At 40.7% G+C, this 17,477-nt stretch carries 19 protein-coding genes and 5 pseudogenes; 16 read left to right on the top strand and 8 right to left on the bottom strand.

Features of this window, described 5'->3' with window-relative positions; translation table 11 throughout:
• Window positions 1-32: 32 nt before the first annotated feature.
• From ACEWFH_RS19135 to ACEWFH_RS19125, 3 genes and pseudogenes are all read right to left on the bottom strand, one after another.
• Window positions 33-1,011 (bottom strand): annotated as a pseudogene (locus tag ACEWFH_RS19135) (ABC transporter permease).
• A pseudogene (locus tag ACEWFH_RS19130) lies at window positions 1,004-1,917 on the bottom strand (ABC transporter ATP-binding protein). Before ACEWFH_RS19130 ends, ACEWFH_RS19135 begins: the two co-directional pseudogenes overlap by 8 nt.
• Window positions 1,914-2,717 (bottom strand): SGNH/GDSL hydrolase family protein, encoded by an 804-nt coding sequence (locus ACEWFH_RS19125; RefSeq protein ID WP_473725290.1) that lies wholly within the window; start codon window positions 2,715-2,717, stop codon window positions 1,914-1,916. The pseudogene ACEWFH_RS19130 and the gene ACEWFH_RS19125 overlap by 4 nt, the downstream one beginning before the upstream one ends.
• Before the next feature lie 116 nt (window positions 2,718-2,833).
• On the opposite strand from ACEWFH_RS19125, the gene ACEWFH_RS19120 reads away from it, so the two are divergent.
• From ACEWFH_RS19120 to copZ, 8 genes and pseudogenes are all read left to right on the top strand, one after another.
• Entirely contained in the window at window positions 2,834-4,072 is a 1,239-nt protein-coding gene (locus tag ACEWFH_RS19120; RefSeq protein WP_473725289.1) for a DUF418 domain-containing protein, read from the top strand.
• 302 nt (window positions 4,073-4,374) lie between these two features.
• Window positions 4,375-4,590, top strand: coding sequence for a hypothetical protein (locus ACEWFH_RS19115; protein ID WP_473725288.1), 216 nt, complete (start codon window positions 4,375-4,377; stop codon window positions 4,588-4,590).
• 33 nt (window positions 4,591-4,623) lie between these two features.
• A complete protein-coding gene (locus tag ACEWFH_RS19110; protein ID WP_473725287.1) occupies window positions 4,624-4,938 on the top strand; it encodes an ArsR/SmtB family transcription factor in 315 nt (104 codons plus the stop codon).
• A gap of 20 nt (window positions 4,939-4,958) precedes the next feature.
• Window positions 4,959-7,013, top strand: a complete 2,055-nt coding sequence (locus tag ACEWFH_RS19105; protein ID WP_473725286.1) for a heavy metal translocating P-type ATPase — start codon at window positions 4,959-4,961, stop codon at window positions 7,011-7,013.
• A gap of 84 nt (window positions 7,014-7,097) precedes the next feature.
• Window positions 7,098-7,642 (top strand): annotated as a pseudogene (locus ACEWFH_RS19100) (TVP38/TMEM64 family protein).
• A gap of 77 nt (window positions 7,643-7,719) precedes the next feature.
• Complete coding sequence (locus ACEWFH_RS19095) at window positions 7,720-8,007, top strand: metal-sensing transcriptional repressor (protein ID WP_473725285.1); 288 nt, start codon at window positions 7,720-7,722, stop codon at window positions 8,005-8,007.
• Between the two features lie 16 nt (window positions 8,008-8,023).
• Window positions 8,024-10,423: pseudogene (locus tag ACEWFH_RS19090) on the top strand (heavy metal translocating P-type ATPase).
• A gap of 12 nt (window positions 10,424-10,435) precedes the next feature.
• Window positions 10,436-10,645: a copper chaperone CopZ gene (gene copZ, locus ACEWFH_RS19085; protein WP_473725284.1), complete on the top strand. Its 210-nt coding sequence runs from the start codon at window positions 10,436-10,438 to the stop codon at window positions 10,643-10,645.
• Window positions 10,646-10,699: 54 nt separating this feature from the next.
• Here the strand turns inward: copZ and wrbA are convergent, their stop codons facing one another.
• From wrbA to ACEWFH_RS19060, 5 genes are all read right to left on the bottom strand, one after another.
• On the bottom strand, window positions 10,700-11,086 hold the full coding sequence (gene wrbA, locus ACEWFH_RS19080) for an NAD(P)H:quinone oxidoreductase (protein WP_473725283.1): 387 nt from the start codon (window positions 11,084-11,086) through the stop codon (window positions 10,700-10,702).
• Complete coding sequence (locus tag ACEWFH_RS19075; protein ID WP_473725282.1) at window positions 11,059-11,325, bottom strand: flavodoxin domain-containing protein; 267 nt, start codon at window positions 11,323-11,325, stop codon at window positions 11,059-11,061. Before ACEWFH_RS19075 ends, wrbA begins: the two co-directional genes overlap by 28 nt.
• A 98-nt stretch (window positions 11,326-11,423) precedes the next feature.
• A complete protein-coding gene (locus tag ACEWFH_RS19070) occupies window positions 11,424-11,678 on the bottom strand; it encodes a hypothetical protein (protein WP_473725281.1) in 255 nt (84 codons plus the stop codon).
• Window positions 11,656-11,850 (bottom strand): hypothetical protein, encoded by a 195-nt coding sequence (locus ACEWFH_RS19065; RefSeq protein ID WP_473725280.1) that lies wholly within the window; start codon window positions 11,848-11,850, stop codon window positions 11,656-11,658. The genes ACEWFH_RS19070 and ACEWFH_RS19065 overlap by 23 nt, the downstream gene beginning before the upstream one ends.
• Before the next feature lie 73 nt (window positions 11,851-11,923).
• On the bottom strand, window positions 11,924-12,448 hold the full coding sequence (locus tag ACEWFH_RS19060) for a phosphatase PAP2 family protein (RefSeq protein ID WP_473725279.1): 525 nt from the start codon (window positions 12,446-12,448) through the stop codon (window positions 11,924-11,926).
• 607 nt (window positions 12,449-13,055) lie between these two features.
• Between ACEWFH_RS19060 and ACEWFH_RS19055 the strand changes: the two genes are divergently transcribed.
• The 8 genes and pseudogenes from ACEWFH_RS19055 (at window position 13,056) to ACEWFH_RS19020 (ending at window position 17,349) form a co-directional block, all read left to right on the top strand.
• Window positions 13,056-13,280 (top strand): hypothetical protein, encoded by a 225-nt coding sequence (locus ACEWFH_RS19055; protein WP_473725278.1) that lies wholly within the window; start codon window positions 13,056-13,058, stop codon window positions 13,278-13,280.
• A gap of 706 nt (window positions 13,281-13,986) precedes the next feature.
• Window positions 13,987-14,544 (top strand): DJ-1/PfpI family protein, encoded by a 558-nt coding sequence (locus ACEWFH_RS19050; RefSeq protein WP_473725277.1) that lies wholly within the window; start codon window positions 13,987-13,989, stop codon window positions 14,542-14,544.
• A gap of 212 nt (window positions 14,545-14,756) precedes the next feature.
• A pseudogene (locus ACEWFH_RS19045) lies at window positions 14,757-15,400 on the top strand (FMN-dependent NADH-azoreductase).
• A 118-nt stretch (window positions 15,401-15,518) separates the two neighbouring features.
• Window positions 15,519-15,965 (top strand): nitroreductase family protein, encoded by a 447-nt coding sequence (locus tag ACEWFH_RS19040; protein WP_473725276.1) that lies wholly within the window; start codon window positions 15,519-15,521, stop codon window positions 15,963-15,965.
• Complete coding sequence (locus ACEWFH_RS19035; RefSeq protein ID WP_473725275.1) at window positions 15,914-16,129, top strand: nitroreductase family protein; 216 nt, start codon at window positions 15,914-15,916, stop codon at window positions 16,127-16,129. The genes ACEWFH_RS19040 and ACEWFH_RS19035 overlap by 52 nt, the downstream gene beginning before the upstream one ends.
• Window positions 16,130-16,232: 103 nt before the next feature.
• The gene (gene ytzI, locus ACEWFH_RS19030; protein ID WP_473725274.1) at window positions 16,233-16,409 is read left to right on the top strand and encodes a YtzI protein; all 177 of its coding nucleotides are present in this window, start codon (window positions 16,233-16,235) and stop codon (window positions 16,407-16,409) included.
• Window positions 16,410-16,426: 17 nt separating this feature from the next.
• A complete protein-coding gene (locus ACEWFH_RS19025; RefSeq protein WP_473725273.1) occupies window positions 16,427-17,194 on the top strand; it encodes a DNA-3-methyladenine glycosylase family protein in 768 nt (255 codons plus the stop codon).
• Window positions 17,167-17,349 carry a hypothetical protein gene (locus ACEWFH_RS19020; RefSeq protein WP_473725272.1) on the top strand — a complete coding sequence of 61 codons (183 nt, stop codon included), beginning with the start codon at window positions 17,167-17,169 and terminating at the stop codon, window positions 17,347-17,349. Before ACEWFH_RS19025 ends, ACEWFH_RS19020 begins: the two co-directional genes overlap by 28 nt.
• Window positions 17,350-17,477 lie beyond the last annotated feature (128 nt).

Below are 17,477 nucleotides of genomic sequence, written 5' to 3'. Positions count from 1 at the left end.
CCGGATTCGGTTTCCTTTTCCATTTACCTATATTAATAAATATCTCGCTTAGAAAACGTAACAAATGCGATGATGAAGCCAGCAATACCCCAAACGGCAAGAACACTCATCGAGAAGCCTAAAGACATTCCTTCGATCGGAGTCGCCATGCCGCTTACATAGTTTGTGAGGTTCAAGTTCACCATAAAGAAGTATTTCGCACTTTCCCAAGAAGACACCATGTTTGCTAGAATCGCACCTGCAATGAGAGACGCGAGCATGATGCCCATAACGGCTGCTGTGCTTCGTAACAATACGGATAGCATGAAGGTAAGTGTACCTACGATCATACACACATACCATACAAGTCCAAACTCCATCAGAATATATTGCCACTGTGGAACAATGTGAACATTATCTGTTAACAGTTCATCGCCGGAGACCGTAAAGCCTGTCAGTAAAGGCATGTTCCAGCCGCCATAGCCAAACACCACTCCAGAAATCCCGTACGATAGGACAGCTACAGAGAGTACGATAAACGAGACCGAAAGCAGCATCGCTAAATACTTGCTTAAGAGAATCCGCCATCGTTTTACAGGCCGTGTGAGCAGCAGCTTAATCGTACCGCCACTTGCTTCGGATGATACAAGGTCAGCTACGATTACCATAACGAGCAGCGGGAGAAGAAGATCAATCGAGTTTTCAACGAATATTCGCATAAACGTTGGTGCCCCTGGTGCACGGGGATCAATGTCGTTCTCCAAATAATATTGCTGCTGAGAGAGTCTGATCTTCAAATACTTTCGCCATTCATCTTGAATGCGGCTCGAACTTAATCGGTTCTGAGTGTCAGTAATCTCTTGCTGAAGAACCGTTCGCCAATCCTGATTGCCTAATTTTTCACGCTGCTCTTGAATTTCTTTAAACTGCGCGTAAGTAAAAGAGGGACAAGGAAGGCGATAATCAGGATAATGACGTATAACCTTTTTTCCTAAGAAGCTTTAACATTTCATTCCTGACAAGATTAATCAATGCTTTCGCCTCCTGTTACTTCTAAGAACAAATCTTCTAACGAAGGAAGCTGCGTTCTCATTTCTTTAACTTTCACACCATTTTTTACGAGCTTTGCATTCCATTCTGGCAAAAGCGGTTCATTGTATAAAGTAATCAATGTACCATCTGCGCCTTCTGTAACTTCTGTTTCTTCAGAAAGAAGCTGTTTAGCAAGTGTTAGGGGTTCTGCTTTCCAGATCACTCGTTCTTGTTCGGCTAACAGATTTTGAACAGAATCCGTTCGCAGCACAGCCCCTTTTGAGATGATTGCCACTCTGTCACACATGAGCTGAATCTCACTCAATAAGTGAGATGAAACAAGAACGCTTAAGTTTTCCTCCCGTGCTAGCTGGCGGATAAACTCACGCATTTCACGAATTCCAGCAGGGTCTAATCCGTTTGTAGGCTCGTCCAAAATAAGAACTTTCGGTTTTCCTAAAAGAGCTTGAGCAATGCCGAGGCGCTGTCTCATTCCAAGTGAGTAGGTACTCACTCTGTCGTGAATACGATTAGATAAACCAACAAGTGTAACAACTTCATCTAATCTTGACTTTGGAATTGAGTTATCCATTTTGGCAAAGTGTTCAAGGTTTTCCCAACCCGTTAGGTATGGATACAGTTCAGGGTTTTCTACGATACATCCTAAATGTTTCATCGCTTCAGTAAACTCTGTCCGCACATTTTTACCGCCGATTTTTATCGTTCCAGAAGTGGGGAGATCAAGCCGACAATCATTCGGATGGTTGTTGTTTTACCCGCTCCGTTCGGTCCAAGAAAGCCAAATACTTCTCCTGGAACAAGGGTAAAAGAAACACCTTTAATGATCGGCTTGCCTTTTATTTTTTTCGTTAGGTTTTCTACTTGCAGCGCTGGGACTTGGCTCATGATTTCTTTTCCTCCTGTTCAAAGTTGATCAGCGAGGCTACACGTTCTGCGATCAGCATATAACCTTCAGTATTAGGGTGGAATTGATCGGTATATAAATAGTTTTCAACTTGAAGCTGAAAAAGATCAAAAGTAGGGACGTACACAATATTTTCATATCCAGCTGCTGTTTCTGCAGACTGAAAGTTCCAATCTCTAACGATAGAAGAAGTCGTGCTCGCATCAGGCATGTTGCTAAAAGGGTTGTACAATCCTACATGGTAAATGACCGCATCTTTATTCAGCTCTCTTAGTTGAGCGTAAATCTTTTTAACATTAGTTAAATAGATCTGCTTCTTGCCGTTGATCGCGTTCATGTCTAACGACTCTAAAGCGGCGCCTTGCTGAAATAAGTCATTACCGCCGATCGTCATAACAATCACATCCGCTTGTTTGGCTTGACGCTGTATCTCACTTTGCTGAAGTTGCTTTAACAGGCCGCGGGATGTTTCTCCTTTAATTGCGGTATTGAGAAGATTAATTTCTTGATCTGTTTTTTCCTTTAACCGATCCGTCAAGTAACCGGTATACCCTTTTCCATCCGCGTCACCTGTTCCGCGTGTTAAAGAATCCCCTATCGCAAAAATAGTGAGAGTGCCATCTTGTTTTTTCGTTGTTGTTGATTCTGTTTTTTCTTTTGGCTGTTCCACTTTTTCATTGGCAGAGAACTGATCTTGTAACGTCCAACCGAGACCAAAAAGCCATAATAAAGTAGCTGCAATAGAGACAATCGATACGATCGTTAACGTATATTTTTTCAAAACCGCTTTCATCCTTCCCAAAATGCATGATCTGTTCTTATTAGGATAGCAAAAAATGAATCATATTCTAACTTTTTTGCCTATTTACGGTAAAATAAACAAAAGGGAGTGGAATCATGCAAAAAAATGAAGTGGGGCCAATTATGAAGTTGACGCCAGTAAGAGATAATGAGCGGATACAGTCGTTAGATATTATTCGCGGCATAGCCATTTTTGGCATATTACTCGTGAATATGAAATCCTTTTCCGGACCTGATTCACCAATCCGTGCGTTAAGCTATGAATATTTCAATGAACCATATAATGTTTGGACAAATGTGCTGTTAGAGTTTTTCGTTCAAGGAAACTTTATTACGATGTTCTCGTTTTTATTTGGGTTTGGCATCGTCTTGATGGCAGTGAGGGCAGCAGAGAAAAACCGCAGTTTTGCCCTTGTCTTCTTAAGAAGGCAGTTCGTTCTCCTGATTTTTGGCATCCTGCATGTACTTCTTTTTTGGTACGGAGATATCTTGATCATGTATGCTGTAGTTGGTTTGCTCATGCTTGTGTTCTATCGTTTGCCAAGAAATGTGCTCCTCATTACAGGACTGGTTTTGATTACAGCTTATAGCTTATTTATGACCGCTTTAACGTATAACTATTGGACAAGTGGAACAGCTTTAACTTATCAAAGCGCTCAAAATGAACTTCAAGAACAAGAGATTCATCAGTCGATTAAAATTTATAGTGAAGGCACCTTTGTTGAGATTATGCAGGAAAGAATTAGAGAATGGACAGATTTAAACAGGTATTTTCTATTCTTTATAGCCGGTCTTTTACCGATGTTTTTGTTTGGTGCATACACGGCTAAGAAGAGGACGTTCACAAACAGAGGATTATGGAAGCTTTGGCTGCTGACACTCATACTTGGACCAGGCAGTAAGCTGCTTTCGGTGATCTTCTTTCCTTATAAAGGAGACGATTGGCGATATGACACCGCGATGTCATGGGGATATGAGTTTGGCGGAGCGATGATGAGTATCTTTTATATATGCAGCATTGTACTTCTTTACAGAAGAGGTAAGTTTAAACGATTGTTTAACTATTTTCAGTTTACCGGCCGGATGGCTTTTACCAATTACTTAACACAATCCATTATTGCCACTACTATTTTTTACAGTTATGGCCTTGGGTTGTATGGAGAATATGGTCCGCTAACAGGAGTTTTTATCGCTGCAGCCATTTTTACACTGCAAGTGCTGTTTTCGAAGTGGTGGCTTCAAAGATACTACATGGGACCGCTTGAATGGGTATGGAGAACGCTGACGTATGGGAAAAAACAAAGATTAAAAAGAGCAGAAACAAGCAACGGTTAAAGAAGCTGTGAACGTGCAGCTTCTTTTTCATTGATTTTATTGAATGTAGTTGATCTCCGCTCCAGGTGGCTCGCTTTCCATGGGGCGCACGGTGAGCCTCCTGCCGCTTTGCGCCATTAGGAGTCTCCACCTGACCGCTCGTCCCATAGGAGTCTCGCCACCTTCTGCTCCAATCAACTTGTCAATGAAGAGAATGAAAAATGCCTATTAGTAACAATCTTCTATAAAGGCTCATTTCTGAAAGATTGTTGCTTTCAAACCTCAATTTTTTTTGCTTCTGTGATAGTTGATTGGAGTGCAAGATGGGAGACTCCTGCGGGACAGGTGGGCAAGTGAGACACTTAAAAGTGAAACGTTACGAATGTGGCTCACCGCCTGCCCCGCGGAAAACGAGCACCTGGAGCGGAAATCAACGACTTCCAAGAACAACAAAGACTGACGAAGCTATATTTTACTTTGCACATTTTTCAAATATTCGTTACACTCTAAGTAACATATATGAGCATATGTTCATATAATGATTGAAAGTTGATAATAATGGGGTGGCTGGGATGACTGATCAAAATAAAAAATATGAACAACTCGATGAGGAAACACTATTTATCGTATCTCAAACTTTTAAAGCACTTTCAGATCCTACGCGCATTCGGATTTTGCATCTGTTAGGGGAGAAAGAATGCAGTGTTTCTGAAATAGCAGAAGAGCTGGCACTCATGCAGTCCACCGTATCTCATCAATTACGCTTTTTGAAAAATTTAAGACTTGTAAAATTTAGGCGAGCAGGAACAACGCTGTATTATTCAATAGACGATGAACACGTTATGACCCTCTTGCATCAATCCATACATCATGCAAGACACGATTAAAGAGAGGAGGGGCAAAAAATATGAAAGAGCATAAGATTACAGGATTATCTTGCGGTCACTGTGCCCTAAGATTACAAGAGCAAATACAGCAGCTCCCTGGCGGTGAAGAAGCGAAAGTTCAATTCAACTCCAGTAAGATTGTATTGGATGAGAAAATGGATATGAAAGCTGTTCGTTCTATTCTTTCTTCAGAAAATGTACGCTTTGAATCAGACGGAGAGCCAACAGGACCAAACTGGCTGATGATCGGTTTATATGTTTCTGTCGCGTCTTTTATTGCAGCATTAGGTGCTGAATGGGCGTTAAGTACAGCGTATATACCTATCCTGCTATATGCGATTGCGACGATCACTTCAGGTTATCCAACGTTTATGAAAGGCCTTCGTAACCTTACGAAGTTCAAATTCGATATCAACACACTTATGACAGTCGCGTTGGTAGGGGCGGTTGGAATCGGTGAATGGAAAGAAGCTGCGCTTGTTGCCATTCTGTTTGGAATCAATGAACTGCTTGAATCATATGGAATGGAAAAAGCACGCCGTTCAATGGAGACTTTATTAAAGGTTGCTCCCAAAGAGGCACTTCTTTTAAAAGATGGTAAGACTGAAACCATTTCGATTGAAGAATTAAAAGTAGATGATGTTGTTCTCGTGAAAACGGGTCAAAAGATTCCGTCAGATGGTATTGTCGTCTATGGCAAAAGCTCAGTGAATGAAGCAGCGATTACAGGTGAATCACTGCCTGTAGAAAAAGAGAGTGGGGATCCGGTATTTGGAGGCAGTATTAATAATGAAGGCGTTCTTCACGTAAAAATAACGAAAACGTACAATCAATCAGCACTTTCAAAGATTTTGGCTCTCGTACAGGAAGCACAGGAATCAAAAACACCAACTGAACTGTTTATCAACCGTTTTGCAAATTATTACACACCCATTATCATGCTTATCTCTGCACTCGTCATATTAGTGCCGCCGCTTTTATTTAATGCGTCGTGGGGTGAGTGGTTTTACCAAGGCCTTGCAGTATTGATCGTGGGCTGTCCTTGCGCTCTTATTCTTTCTTCACCAATCGCCATTTTATCTGGTATCACAGTAAATGCACGAAACGGCATTCTGATTAAAGGTGGAGCGTATTTAGAACAACTTGGAAAAATAGATATTATCGCTTTTGATAAAACAGGAACCCTAACATTAGGGGAGCCGCACGTTGTGGCAGAGCAAGCGTTTCACCCTGATTTTTATAAAGTGGCATATGCTATTGAAAAATCGTCGTCCCATCCGTTAGCAAAAGCGGTTATTGAAAAGTGCAGTGAACTCGGGATAGAAGAAATAGAAGCAGATGAGATCACAACCGTTTCCGGTCAAGGAATTACAGCAATCGTAAACGGCAAATCATACCGACTAGGAAACGAAAAAATAATTGGTGAAATACAAGCGGACCCGAACGTAGAAAGTGTAATCACTTCCTTAAAAGAAGAAGGAAACACGATCGTTCTTGTAGCAAGTGAAAGTGAAATTCTAGGTGTGTTTGCCATCGCAGATGAAATCCGAAAAGAAAGTCCAGCTATCATCCGTGATCTTCATCAAAAAGGTGTTAGAGAGACAGTGATGCTAACAGGAGATCATCCCGCTGTAGCAGAAAAAGTAGCAAAACGTACAGGGGTTTCATCTTTCTTTGGAGGACTGCTCCCTGAACAAAAGGTAGAAAAGGTAAAGTCCCTAAAAGCGAGTGGGAAAGTAGCCATGATCGGTGACGGAATTAATGATGCCCCAGCACTGGCAACCGCTGATTTAGGAATTGCAATGGGAAAAGGAACGGACAGTGCCATCGAGACGGCAGATATCGTGCTTATGCAAGATCACTTGGGCAAACTGCCAGATGCTGTTCAGGTTTCAAGAAAAGTAAACAGAATCATCAAATGGAACATCGGGTTATCGCTTGGATTGAAAATTTTGGCATTGCTTCTTACCATTCCAGGGTGGTTAACGTTATGGATCGCGATTTTATCTGACATGGGTGCTACAATCTTAGTAACGTTGATCAGTTTAACCGTCTTACTTCATAACCGAAAATAATGATGTTTAAAGCCATGCTTCCGCATGGCTTTTTTAGTACGATAGATGAGATAAGGATAAGCTTTTAGAGGAGGGACGTACATAATGTCGGAAACCGTATTAACCTTTTTTCATGAATATAGCGAATGGGCGATTTTGATCTCCATTGTGCTTAATATTGTGATCGCGATTTTAGGCGTTGTTCCATCTGTTTTTTTAACCGGCGCGAACATTATTTTCTTTGGCTTTTGGAATGGTACCTTCATTTCATTTATAGGGGAGGCTGCAGGAGCTGCAGTTTCATTCGCTTTATATAGAAAAGGATTTAAACAGATTTCAAGAAAGAAGTTAAATGGGTACCCCGGGTGGTAAGGTTGTTAGAAGCAATAGGGAAAGAAGCATTCCTATTAATCGTATCACTGCGATTATTGCCGTTCGTTCCGTCAGGGTTAGTGACATTTGCTAGTGCGATCGGAGCTGTTTCAGCAGGAATCTTTATTGCAGCAAGCTCTATCGGTAAAATACCAGCCCTTATACTCGAAGCTTATTCGGTCTATAACGTGACACAATGGAACACAGAAGGAAAGCTTATCTTAGGCATACTAGCATTGGCATGCATTTTCACCATTGTGAAAAAGAATAGAACATAAGCAAACAACTTGCGTACTATAGGGGGTATAGTATATTATAAAATAGAAAGCATCCCATTATGAAAGGGTGATACGTTATGGAACAAAAAACACATCGCTGCGACAGTGATAAACAAGATTTAAACAATCGTTTAAAAAAGATAGAAGGCCAGGTGCGCGGTCTTCAAAAGATGATTGAAGAAGACCGGTATTGTATAGATGTTCTCGTTCAGATCTCTGCAGTTACAGCTGGTTTAAAACGAGTGGGTTTTCAACTGATGGAAAGCCACACACACCATTGTGTAGCCGATGCGATTAAGTCTGGGAATGGTGAAGACTCTATTGAAGAATTGATGAGAGTTATTAAGCAGTTTTCTAAATCGTAAAAAGAAGGTGAAAACCATGAGCCAAAAGGAAACGAATCTTGGAATCACAGGCATGACTTGTTCAGCCTGTGCGGTCCAGATTGAAAAAGTATTGAACAAAATGGATAGTGTTGATGCCAATGTGAATTTAGCCATGGAAAAAGCCTCTGTAAAGTTTGATCCTGAAGTAACAACGATTCAAGAGATTGAACAAAAAATAGAGAAGTTGGGCTATGGAGTAACAAAAGAGAAAGTGGAGCTTGATATCTCTGGTATGACATGTGCCGCTTGCTCTACCCGGATTGAAAAAGTTTAAGCCGCATGAATGGCGTCTCTAGTGCCACCGTCAATTTAACAGGAGAAACAGGAACGATAGAATACAATCCTTCTGTCGTTTCGGTAGATGATCTTTTAAGAAAGATAGAAAAACTGGGCTATAAAGGATCCATCCAGCAAGACCGGGAATTGAAGAAAACGAAGAAGGAAGAAGAGGTCTCGACCAAGAAAAAAAATTGATTCTCTCTATCGTTTTATCGCTGCCGCTTTTATATACGATGATTGCACATATGCCCTGGGACTTTGGCTTGCCGCTGCCTCATCTATTGATGAACCCCTGGTTTCAGCTGGCGCTCGCTTCTGTCGTACAGTTTTATATCGGGGGGCCATTTTATGTAGGAGCGTATCGGGCGCTTAGAAATAAGAGTGCGAATATGGATGTACTTGTGGCGTTAGGAACATCTGCCGCTTTCTTTTATAGTGTTGTGGAAGCGTTCAAAACAATCGGAAATCCGAACGATATGCCACAGTTGTATTTTGAAACGAGTGCGGTTTTAATTACGTTAATATTAGTAGGTAAATATTTCGAGACACTTGCAAAAGGAAGAACAACTGAAGCAATTTCTAAACTACTGAACCTGCAAGCGAAGGAAGCTACGGTTATTCGTAATGGGGAAGAAGTAAAGATTCCACTGGATCAAGTCGTTGTCGGTGAAATGCTTCTCGTAAAACCAGGTGAAAAAATCCCTGTAGATGGCAAAGTGCTTTCAGGGAATTCTTCAATTGATGAGAGCATGATAACAGGGGAATCCATACCTGTTGAAAAATCAGAAGGTGACTTTGTGATCGGTTCCACAATCAACAAAAATGGAACGCTGAGGATGGAAGCTCAAAAAGTTGGTAAAGAGACCGCTCTCGCTGGAATCATTAAGATAGTTGAAGAAGCTCAAGGGTCGAAAGCGCCTATTCAGCGAATGGCTGATTACATTTCTGGCATATTCGTTCCGATTGTTGTCGGGATAGCGGTTGTAGCTTTTATCGTATGGTATTTCTTTTTAGATCCAGGCAACTTGCCTCAAGCACTTGAGGTGGCGATCGCGATCTTAGTTATCGCTTGTCCGTGTGCACTAGGTCTTGCAACACCGACCTCCATTATGGTGGGGACAGGTAAAGGGGCCGAACAGGGTATTCTCTTTAAAGGAGGCGAATACCTGGAGGGTGCACACAGAATAAACGCCATTCTTTTAGATAAAACCGGAACTGTGACAAAAGGGAAACCTGAAGTAACGGATATCATCGAGCTAAGAGAAGGATTTCTATCAGAAGTGATCTCGGCTGAAAAAGTTCAGAACACCCTTTAGCTGAAGCGATTGTGGAGTACGGAAAAAATAAAGGAATTTCTCTGACAGATGCAGATTTCTTCAATGCCATTCCAGGGCATGGAATTGAAGCTGCAGTGAATGGAAAAGCGGTGCTTGTTGGAACGAGAAAGCTGATGAAAGAAAAATCAGTTGCTTATTTAGAGCATGAAGCCGCGCTTGAAAAGTTTGAGCGAGAAGGTAAAACCGCTATGCTTGGTGCAGTAGATGGTGAACTCGTTTCAATCATCGCTGTTGCTGACACCGTTAAGGACTCATCTAAAAAGGCGATTACCCGGTTAACTGAAATGGGTATTGATGTGTATATGATCACTGGTGACAATGAGAGAACCGCACATGCGATTGCCGAACAGGTTGGTATTTCAGGGGTTTTTGCTGAAGTTCTTCCAGAAGAAAAAGCACGTAAAGTGAGTGAGCTCCAGGAAAAAGGGAAGATTGTTGCGATGGTGGGTGATGGGATCAATGATGCACCAGCATTGGCAACAGCTGATATCGGAATGGCAATCGGAACCGGTACAGATGTGGCAATCGAGGCAGCAGACATAACACTTGTTGGCGGTGATTTGAATCATATTCCAAAAGCGATCGAATTAAGCCGGAAAACGATGCGAAACATTCGACAAAACTTGTTCTGGGCACTGTTTTATAATTCAGCAGGAATTCCGATTGCTGCATTCGGTTTGCTTGAACCATGGGTTGCCGGTGCAGCAATGGCTTTCAGCTCTGTGTCAGTTGTCACGAACGCATTGCGACTAAAGCGATTAAAACTAAACGAAAATTAGGAGGAAGAAAGAATGGAAAAGAAAACATTAAAAGTAGAAGGTATGACTTGCGGACATTGTAAAGCTGCGGTAACGAACGCACTTACTGAACTAGATGGAGTAAAGAATGTGGTTGTGCACTTAGAAACAGGGAACGTGGATGTGGAAGTGGATACCTCGAAAGTAACGGATGCAGATATGCGTGAAGCGATTGAAGATCAAGGATATAACGTAAAAGCATAATTGTAAAAAGCCTCTCCAGGTTGGAGGGGCTTTTATGATGCTTGTCTTTTTATTTTATAGATTGCCTTTAAGTGCTTTGGCCACTTTCGCCACTCGTTCACCGAGGCGAGACGCCATGGTTTTTTCAGCATCTTGTGGCTGTTGGCTTCCGTCTGCACCTGCAACGGTTGAAGCAGCATATGGAGAACCGCCAATTCCATCTGATGTCATCTGTTCAGGATTCTCGCCATATGGCAGACCTACATAAATCATTCCAAAATGCATAAGAGGTACGAATGAAGTGATAGCTGTAGATTCTTGACCACCATGAATCGTGTTAGAACTTGTTATCACGGCTGTGGCTTTGCCTTCCAGATCGCCATTTGCCCAAAGACCACCTGCCGAATCGAGTAATTGTTTAATCTGTGCAGGCATCATACCGTATCGAGTTGGAATTCCCACACGATGCCGTCAGCCCATTTTAAATCATCAAGTGTTACTTCAGGAATATCAGCCTGGGCTTCTTGAGCTTTAACATAGGCGTCTTGTTGTGACATATATTTTTTCGTAACTTCAAATTCTGGAACTTTAACAACCTTTACTTCAGTGCCGTCTACTTGCTTAACGCCTTCAGCAGCCGCAAGTGCCATTTCATGAATATGACCATAAGAGCTATAATATACAACCAAAATGTTAGCCATGATATTACCTCCTTAAATAATCTGACTTATGTACACTTCCCGTTTTTAACCATTTGAAATCATAAAAAATCCGCCTGATTGTTTTCAGGCGGTCCCTTTTAATAATAAGGATAAGGATAGGGTGGGTAATAAGGGTATGGATAAGGGTATGGCGGATAATAAGGATAAAGAGATAAAGCTGCAAGTGCTGCAAGCGGATAGATCTGACGATAAAAACGGCGATAATACGGACGGCCGTACCATTGACGTTGATTTCGCTGACCACTTTGCTGTCCTTGCTGAGGCTGTTGAGCCTGCTGACCCTGTTGACTCATTTGTGGACTTTCTTGTTCAGCTTCTTCTGCAGGCATCATGTTTTGCGGAACCATTATATACACGTTTTTTATCTAAATCAGTAATGATTCCTTCAACTTCCTGCCCATCACGAGTTTTAATCGTTACATGATAATACATATGGTCCTTACACATTTGATGCATACTTTCTGCGCGCATCTGTTCTTGCAGATCCTGTTCATTGCTCATCATTATCACTCCTCCCCTTGTTATTTTTATTTTCTATTTAACCAAGTTATGCCTGAACTGCTGAAAACAGTGGGGTTCACGGCACGTCACGCTGAAAACGAGCTACCTGGAGCGAAGTTCGACTACCGCATACATGCAAAAAAGCCCTCCATCCTCCAAAATACACACAAAAAAAAGAACTGCTTTTGACAGCAGTCCTTTGTGAATTAACTTTTTCTGAGCTTTGAAGCTTCGTCTTAAACATTCGTTTAAAAAAGGTGAATACCGCTTCAGCTTCGAGATAATAAAACAACTTGAAGAGAAGACTTCCTAATAAAATACCGGCTACTACGTCAAGTACCACATGTTGTTTTACAAAAAGCGTAGATAAAATGATGCTGTAGGCAAATGTTGAGATGATAATATCTTTTTTTATAGTCCACATCTTACTATGGCGAATGCCTAAGACCATTAAATAACTGCTCAGTACATGAATACTTGGAAAACAGTTAAAGGGTTGGTCGGCACCATAAACGTATTGTACGATTGTTGTGAGTATTCCCTCTGATGCCAATTCTGGTCGTGGTACCGTGGTTTGAAAAAGAAGTAAATCACGTAACATGCCAGCATCCCTACACAAAAACTCAACAAGGTCCTATAATAAATAGCTCTGTCATAAATACAAAAGTAGACAAACATTAAAAAGATAAAAGCATACCAAAGTACATAAGGTACAATGAAAATTTCCAAAAATGGGATTTGATGATCTACTGCTGTAATGAGTTGTCTCGCTCCACGCTCCCCATGATTTAACACCTGATAGATGATATTCAGCAAAGGGATAGAGAGGAGAAGGCATAATGCTAGAATATTTTCTTTTATGATTCGCAATACGAACTACTCCTTTGTCTATATCATCAGCTAATTAACTATTCCCGATTTATAAGGTTTTACACGTTTACTTGCATCTTAATGATATTACCATAATATGGTTGAAAGGTCATAAGAAAAGAGTATTATTTTATGAAAATTTTTTGACCGTTATTATTACTCTATAGTCTTCCCTGGAATAGGAGTAATCCGTTTTCCACTATTTGCGCCATAAAGAAATTCTATCCGTTCTATCATTGATATTAATTTTGACTTTTCTGACAAAAGGAATATAATGAAGGTACAACCGTAAGACCTAATGCATAATTAACCTACCTCTTTGAAAGGGAGTGTTATGGATGTATGTAGGCAATACAATTAAAGTGAACCGTTTCAATGGTGAGTACTTCATGATCAGTCAAAAGTGGCTGATGGAAGTGGTTTGGAAAAAATACAACATGCCCTTACAGGACTTTTTATTGTCGTATGACAAGTCAGACAGCGATTATATTTTTTCGTTGGCTGAAAGGCAATCCATTGATTTTCAAGTAGAATATGACGAAGACTACCTGCACATCGGGTAGTTTTTTTATTTGAAACGTATGTCAAAAGCCCTTCTTCCTACATACACTGTGTTTAGGATTCAGGGGAGGGTTCGGAAATGGCTAAAAAAATGCAAAGAAAAACATTAAAAATAGATATGACAGTACTGTAAACAAATATCAGCACACGCAAAAAATGGTAACGAGCGAAACGTGCATCGCCTGTAAGACCCAATGTGCTAGAGGATTGGATTATATCGACCGAATGTCTAAGCCAGGCGCGCTAGGAAAAGGAGTCGCCTGCCACCTGACAAAAGGAAAAGGACATAAATAGGAAATATATTGTGTTTCTAACTGGCCCATGATGTATATGGGCTGTTTTTTGTGTTTATGCTCGTTCACGCTCAATCGCAGCGGTTTATCCTCGTTCATAGGGCCCTTATTTTTTTGCGAAAACGATATCACTTCGTATGACATTTATACTAGTTAGCCCGATCTTTTTGAATTATTTATTTGGATCGCAAGGTGTTACAATGTGACCCGAAAATGAGTCACTTAAACAAATTATTAGTAAATACATGCTCGTTTCTATCTAATAAGTTGGGAAAACTGCATGTATTTTACTAAAAGAAAGCACATGTTCTCCTTCAATTTTCCCAATACAAAGCTTGATTACATCCTGCTACAATAGTGATACACCCTCTTCCCAGCAAGACGGGTAGAAAAGTAACAGGAACGGGTGAATGCCATGAAGAAGAAAGTACTTGTCTATTTGTATCCACAATTTAGAGAAGTTGAAGTAATGACGACTTTATCTATTATCGGTAAAAAATATGAAGTGCTGCCTTTCTCGCTGTTGCCAGGAACTGTTACAAGTGAATGTGGTTTGCTGATGCAGCCCACCATTAAAGTTAAAAATATAAGTCCCATGGATTATGAAATGCTGATCATCCCAGGTGGGAAACAAGCATTTACACAAGGGAATCCAAGGCTGTTGCACTTGTTGCAAGTGTTTAACAGGGAAAACATTAAGATCGCAGCGATTGGTAATGGAGCTGTTATTTTAGGACGAGCAGGGATCTTAAACAACAGGTCATATACCGTTTCATTGCGCGAGGATGAGTTTTCAAAGGCTAACAGCTGGTTGAACGGAACGTACATGTCCAAACAAATCGTTGAGGATAAGAATTTGCTAACCGCGAAAAGCCATGCTTATATTGATTTTGGATTAACAATCGGGGACCGTTTGAAGTGCTTTGACGGCCTTGAAGAATATAATTTTTATAAAGGTACAAGTTCCTTTTAGTGGAACACTAAATTTTGCTCCCCTTTACGCTTTCCGGCTTTTGCTGGGAAGCGTTTTTTTAATGGTAAAAAATACTAAATAAATTTATGATAATAAATAAAAGTTCAATGCTTGACAAAAGTAAGTCAAGGTTTTATGATGTAAAGGAATCAACTTACTAAAGAGAAGTTAATCACTAAAAACAACAAACAATTAAAGGAGAGAATCAACAAATGAAAGTACTTTATATTAATTCAAATCCAAAACCAATCGATCAATCTTTTGGGCTTCGTTTAGGACGTCACTTTTTAAATGAACTATCTAATCAAAATGAAAACATCGAGATTGAAACAGTTAACCTTTATGAAGAAAACATTCCATTTATCGATGCAGATGTTCTTGATGCATGGGGAAATTGGCTGCTGGCCAAGAGCTTTCACCATCACAAGTTGAAAAAACTAGCCGTATGGGAGAAATTTTAGAGCAGTTTTTATCTGCAGACATGTATGTATTTAACACACCAATGTGGAACTTGAGCTACCCTCCAATGCTTAAAGCTTACATCGATAACATTGTAATGGCAGGGAAAACGTTCAAGTACACTGAAAATGGTCCAGCTGGATTATTAGGTGGAAAAACAGCTGTTCACATTCAATCTCGCGGAGGCGTATATTCTGAAGGTCCTGCTCAGGCGTTCGAATTTACGAACGGATACCTTCAAGGGGTAATGGCGTTTATCGGAATTACAGATTATCACCATGTGTATACAGAAGGAATGGCTGCGGCTCCAGATCGTTCTGAAGAAATTTTAGCGGATGCAAGAGAAAAAGCGGCAGAGTTGGCAAAGGAATTAGCAGCAGCTAAGCGCAATGCGTAATCTTTGGACTTCAACTGATAACCCACTATAATTGGTGGCATAGTAAAGAGGTGTCGGCTACTACAGGCACCTCTTTATTGCGAAGGCAGCTAAGAATTCGGGGCAAGGAGTGGAGATAATGAACGAAACATTTAAAGTAATGGAAGAACGATCTTCTGTACGACTGTATCAAAAAGATAGAGAGATACCGAACGAGACTCTTCATAAGATTTTAGAGATGGCTGGAAAAGCACCATCTGCTTGGAATCTTCAGCACTGGCGCTTTATTGTTGTAACGTCACAAGAGCAAAAAGAAAAGCTTTTTCCGATTGCGTATAATCAAAAGCACGTACTTGATGCTTCTGCTGTTGTTATTGTTTTAGGAGATACTGAAGCAGACAAAGTGGCTGCTGAAGTGTTCGAAAAGGCTCCAGAAGAAGCACGAAACATCTTATTGAAAAACATCAACTCTGCCTATTCACAAGGCAGAGCGTTAGGGAAAGAGAAGCGCTTAAGAATGCATCTCTTGGAGCGATGCAGCTCATGCTTGCAGCTAAAGCAGCTGGAGTTGACTCTTGTCCGATGACTGGGTTTGACCATGCTGCAATCGTTCCTGCACTAGGCATTCCAGAGAGATTCATACCTGTCATGATGATTACGCTAGGGTATGCGGACGGTCCAGCTAAACCAACTGACCGCTTTGATATCGACCGACTCGTCATGCATGAAAAGTATGAAGAAAAAGTTTAAACGTTAGCTTAAAGCAGTTGTGCCACTTCACAGGCATGACTGCTTTTTTGCTGGGGAAATGTGCTATCATACAGGTAAAGTCAGTTTTGCTAAAGGAGTATGTATGAGCACGTTAACGATATCGATTTTAATAACCCTTGTTATCATCATTTTTGTAGTTATCATTTTTGCTGCAGCTATTACAAAAGGTTATTCCTATAAACATACCGTAGATCAATTAGAAGATAATCCATATGTGAAAAAAGAGGACAAAGCTGAAACAGACAAAGAACGTTCATAAGAAGGGAAGAATCGGGGATGAAGTTTACACTAGCACCAAAACCGCCATTTCATTTTCAGAAAATGATGCAGCGATTAACGGTTACAGGTAAAACTCATGTCTTAAGACTTAATGAACAATTTACAAAATACGAAAAGATCATTCGAGTAAACCATGTGGCTTGTTACATAGAAGTTGTTTCAAGCGGAACTGTAAACAAACCACTTTTAGAGTGCCGGATAAAGTCTTTAAATGGTGAAGTGAATGAAATAGCAGCAAAGAATAAGATTCAGAAGCTTTTCTCAACGGAAATCGACCTGTCGCCTTTGTATCAGCATTTCGCTGGGCATAAAGAATTAGCAAATGTTTTAAGTCGTTTTGAGGGTTTAAAACTTCTTACTGATACAGACCTATTCGAATCAATCGTGAAGATCATTATTGGTCAGCAAGTCAATTTAACGTTTGCCGGAACACTAACGGAAAGGCTTATTGAAGCTGCCGGTGAAAAAGTGGAGGTGGAAGGAGATACCTTTCAAATCTTCCCAACACCAAAAGCTGTTTCAAAACTTACATATGAAAATCTTCGTGAGCTCCAATTCAGCCAGAGAAAAGCAGAGTATATTATAGATCTTGCAAAACTCATTGCAGACGGCAAGCTCCAATTGGAAAACTTATGGACAATGACGGATGAACAAGTAATGAGCACCTTGTTGCCTATCAGGGGGATCGGTAAATGGACGATCGAATGTTTGTTGATTTTGGGATGGGAAGAACGGATGTGCTTCCTGCAGCTGATATTGGATTAAGAAATGCCATTCGCCAAGTCTGGGAGTTAACGGAGCAGCCTTCAGAAGAAGAAGTGAGGAAACTTGCAGAGGATTGGAAACCATGGCGTACGTACATTACCTATTATTTATGGGAAAGCTTAAATCAGGCATCTGTTGTTGTCGATCATACATAAGAAGAAAAGGTGAGGAGCTTTTAAGCTTCTCACCTTTTGGTTTTTTAGGAAGTGATTTGATACTTTTAGGTCTGGATTTCCGATGTGGAGTCTGGTGAGAAAGCTCAAAGCAAACCTGATGTGTAGTA

Source organism: Fictibacillus sp. EA-CB0309, from assembly GCF_055814265.1.
The sequence above is the reverse complement of the archived record's forward strand: the minus strand, read 5'-3'. Positions and strand labels throughout refer to the sequence as shown.

Bases quoted from the DNA above. Each gene is read 5' to 3' on its own strand.
- ACEWFH_RS19115 (WP_473725288.1), top strand. From the start codon at position 4,375: ATGGGAGACTCCTGCGGGACAGGTGGGCAAGTGAGACACTTAAAAGTG.
- copZ (WP_473725284.1), top strand. From the start codon at position 10,436: ATGGAAAAGAAAACATTAAAAGTAGAAGGTATGACTTGCGGACATTGT.
- ACEWFH_RS19075 (WP_473725282.1), bottom strand. From the start codon at position 11,325: ATGGCTAACATTTTGGTTGTATATTATAGCTCTTATGGTCATATTCAT.
- ACEWFH_RS19035 (WP_473725275.1), top strand. From the start codon at position 15,914: ATGCAGCTCATGCTTGCAGCTAAAGCAGCTGGAGTTGACTCTTGTCCG.
- ACEWFH_RS19050 (WP_473725277.1), top strand. From the start codon at position 13,987: ATGAAGAAGAAAGTACTTGTCTATTTGTATCCACAATTTAGAGAAGTT.
- ytzI (WP_473725274.1), top strand. From the start codon at position 16,233: ATGAGCACGTTAACGATATCGATTTTAATAACCCTTGTTATCATCATT.
- ACEWFH_RS19070 (WP_473725281.1), bottom strand. From the start codon at position 11,678: ATGATGCCTGCAGAAGAAGCTGAACAAGAAAGTCCACAAATGAGTCAA.
- ACEWFH_RS19095 (WP_473725285.1), top strand. From the start codon at position 7,720: ATGGAACAAAAAACACATCGCTGCGACAGTGATAAACAAGATTTAAAC.
- ACEWFH_RS19025 (WP_473725273.1), top strand. From the start codon at position 16,427: ATGAAGTTTACACTAGCACCAAAACCGCCATTTCATTTTCAGAAAATG.
- ACEWFH_RS19065 (WP_473725280.1), bottom strand. From the start codon at position 11,850: ATGATGAGCAATGAACAGGATCTGCAAGAACAGATGCGCGCAGAAAGT.
- ACEWFH_RS19120 (WP_473725289.1), top strand. From the start codon at position 2,834: ATGCAAAAAAATGAAGTGGGGCCAATTATGAAGTTGACGCCAGTAAGA.
- ACEWFH_RS19105 (WP_473725286.1), top strand. From the start codon at position 4,959: ATGAAAGAGCATAAGATTACAGGATTATCTTGCGGTCACTGTGCCCTA.
- ACEWFH_RS19060 (WP_473725279.1), bottom strand. From the start codon at position 12,448: ATGTTACGTGATTTACTTCTTTTTCAAACCACGGTACCACGACCAGAA.
- ACEWFH_RS19040 (WP_473725276.1), top strand. From the start codon at position 15,519: ATGAACGAAACATTTAAAGTAATGGAAGAACGATCTTCTGTACGACTG.
- ACEWFH_RS19110 (WP_473725287.1), top strand. From the start codon at position 4,624: ATGACTGATCAAAATAAAAAATATGAACAACTCGATGAGGAAACACTA.
- ACEWFH_RS19055 (WP_473725278.1), top strand. From the start codon at position 13,056: ATGTATGTAGGCAATACAATTAAAGTGAACCGTTTCAATGGTGAGTAC.